Genomic DNA, 2327 nt, shown 5'->3' on the forward strand with positions numbered 1-2327 from the left:
CCCCCGTCGACCTCGCAGCCCTCCTCCAGAGCTCGCCCGAACACACCGGCCGCCACTACCTCACCGAAGCCGAGGAACAGACCCGCGACCTCCAGGAACTGTCAGGCCTAGGCGACGACGCCACTCCGGACTCCGAGCTCATCGACCGCCTGCGCCAACGAGCGCAGGAGCAGAGCCGCCACCGCCTGGAGGCGCTCAAAGCCACCCAGTAGCGGTGCCGGTGCGCCCGCCGCGCGACCTGCCGCATACGGATCGTCAACCGTCTCGGTGAAGCGGCAGTCCCGCGACGACGGACGTGCCGTGGAGCGGACGAGGCCGGACGGCCCAGGCAGCGGCCAGCCGATCGACGATGAGCAGCCCCCGGCCCGTCTCACCATCCGCGCCCGGGTGGGCCGGCGCGGCTGTGCCGGGGTCGGAGACGGCGAGCCAGTAGTGACCGTCGGCGGGCCACAGGACGAGTTCGACGCGTTCGTCCTGCTGGCTTGTTCCGTGCCGGATGGCGTTGGTCACCAGCTCGGACGTCAACAGGCCGAGGTCATCCGTCAGACAGGGGCGCAGTCCTCGCGGCAACGCCTGCGCGACGGCGCGCCGGGCGCGGCCAACCGAGGCCGGGTGAGCGGGGAACTGCCAGAGGGCCGGCACGAGTGGGATGTCAGGCATGACGAACTCCGGTGCGATGACGTGAGTTGGTGAGGCACTGGCCGGTGGCTCGCCGCCCTGGACGCGGCAGACCAGCCTCCAGGGCGGGCGGGCATGCTCGCGCGGTGCGCTTCCGGCAACTGCCGAGTGTGACTTACGCGTGACTCCACGCTAGCGTAGGGCGGAGCTAATTGTCTGCCACTCGACGGCAATTACCCCCCAAGGTGGCGAGGTCCGCTGACGGACAGACTTGGCACAGAGCAGCGGAGGGAACCGCATGTCAACGCGACGCACACCGACCGAACGTCAGAAACGCCTGGGTGCCGAACTGCGCAAACTCCGTCTCGCCGCAGACATCACTACCGACTACGCGGCCGGGCTGCTGGGCATGGACCGGACGCGCATCGCCAACATGGAGTCCGGCACGCGAACCATCAACGCTGAACGCGTGCGCAAGCTGGCCACCCACTACCTGTGCGGAGACACTGCGTACGTGGAAGCCCTCGTGGCCATGGCAGACGGCCAGGCCGGGTGGTGGGAGCGGTATCGCGGCAGCCTTCCGCAGGGGATGCTGGACATCGCCGAGTTGGAGTCGTCGACCGTGCGGATGCGGGTCGCCAACACGGTGCACATCCCGGGCCTGCTCCAGACCTCCGAGCACGCGACGGCCGTCTTTCGCGTCGTGGTGCCACGTCTCCCCGAACACGAGGTGGCGCTCAGGTTGGCGCACCGCTCCGAGCGCCAGCAGGTGATCACGGGGGACAACGCGATCCCATACGTCGCCATCATTCACGAGGCCGCCCTCCGCATGCGCTTCGGCGGCCCCGAGGTCGCCCGCGCCCAGTTGTCACACCTGGTGGAGATGTCGGAACGGGACAACGTGACCGTACGGGTGCTGCCGTTCGAACGGGGCGCCTTCCCGGGTGCCGGACAGAACGCCCTCTACGCCGAGGGCGCGGTTCCCCAACTCGATACGGTGCAGGTGGACAGCATGCATGGGCCCGCGTTCCTGCACGCCGACAGTCAGCTCGCGAAGTACCGGGAGCAGTTCGACTGGCTGGAAGAGCTGGCCCTGCCTCCGGACAGCTCCCGTGAGTTCGTCCGCGATGTCGCCCGTCAACTGTGAGGATGGATCCGATGCCCGACATCACCTGGGAAGCGCCCTTCTGCGGCGAGGGCAACTCCTGCTTCCGACTCGGCACCGACGCCGAGGGCAACGCCTACATAGCCGTCAACGGACAGGAGGAGCACTACCTCACCGACACCGCCGACGCGCTCCGCGCCCTCATCAGCGAGATCAAGGCCGGCAAGGCCGACCACCTGCTGTAGGCCCCGGAATCCCAAGGCACGGCGGAGTCCGAGCAGGTGCGGCGGGGCTTCACCCGCGACGGCCAGGGCTGTCACGACCCCGGGTCGCCGCCGTACGCCCGCGCCGTTCGGACCGCCCGGGAGAGCTCGGGGCGATCCGGGGCCCTGTCCTCGCCCGGCGGGTTCCGCTCGTCGTCCGGTCGTACGTGGGTGAGCTTGGCGGGATTGGTGACGATGTAGACGTCGGAAACCTGGTCGCCGTCAGGGGTGAGATCCATGACCATCACGGCATACGGGGAGTCCCCCGCGAACAGCACCGCCGCGTCGTCGCCGTTGACTCGGCGGTAGCGGATGTCCATGTCCTCGGTGCGTCGGGTGGC

At 69.2% G+C, this 2327-nt stretch carries 4 protein-coding genes and 1 pseudogene; 3 read left to right on the forward strand and 2 right to left on the reverse strand.

Going from position 1 to position 2327, the window contains the following annotated elements:
* Positions 1–212, forward strand: a 212-nt coding sequence (locus E1265_RS37615; protein ID WP_165954008.1) for a hypothetical protein, incomplete at its 5' end; no start/stop codon positions are given.
* A 43-nt stretch (positions 213–255) separates the two neighbouring features.
* On the opposite strand, the gene E1265_RS35590 is transcribed toward E1265_RS37615, so the two are convergent.
* Positions 256–660, reverse strand: coding sequence for an ATP-binding protein (locus E1265_RS35590; protein WP_132935080.1), 405 nt, complete (start codon positions 658–660; stop codon positions 256–258).
* Positions 661–916: 256 nt separating this feature from the next.
* Between E1265_RS35590 and E1265_RS35595 the strand changes: the two genes are divergently transcribed.
* Both E1265_RS35595 and E1265_RS35600 read left to right on the forward strand, forming a co-directional pair.
* The gene (locus tag E1265_RS35595) at positions 917–1765 is read left to right on the forward strand and encodes a helix-turn-helix transcriptional regulator (RefSeq protein WP_132935082.1); all 849 of its coding nucleotides are present in this window, start codon (positions 917–919) and stop codon (positions 1763–1765) included.
* Positions 1766–1776: 11 nt separating this feature from the next.
* The gene (locus E1265_RS35600; RefSeq protein ID WP_132935081.1) at positions 1777–1968 is read left to right on the forward strand and encodes a hypothetical protein; all 192 of its coding nucleotides are present in this window, start codon (positions 1777–1779) and stop codon (positions 1966–1968) included.
* 71 nt (positions 1969–2039) lie between these two features.
* On the opposite strand, the pseudogene E1265_RS40100 reads toward E1265_RS35600, so the two are convergent.
* Positions 2040–2327 (reverse strand): annotated as a pseudogene (locus E1265_RS40100) (RNA polymerase subunit sigma-24); the annotation flags it as partial.

This window comes from Streptomyces sp. 8K308 (assembly GCF_004348315.1).
Lineage (GTDB): Bacteria > Actinomycetota > Actinomycetes > Streptomycetales > Streptomycetaceae > Streptomyces.

Excerpts from the sequence above, each read along its gene's own strand:
- E1265_RS35595 (WP_132935082.1), top strand. The coding sequence starts at position 917 with ATGTCAACGCGACGCACACCGACCGAACGTCAGAAACGCCTGGGTGCC.
- E1265_RS35600 (WP_132935081.1), top strand. The coding sequence starts at position 1,777 with ATGCCCGACATCACCTGGGAAGCGCCCTTCTGCGGCGAGGGCAACTCC.
- E1265_RS35590 (WP_132935080.1), bottom strand. The coding sequence starts at position 660 with ATGCCTGACATCCCACTCGTGCCGGCCCTCTGGCAGTTCCCCGCTCAC.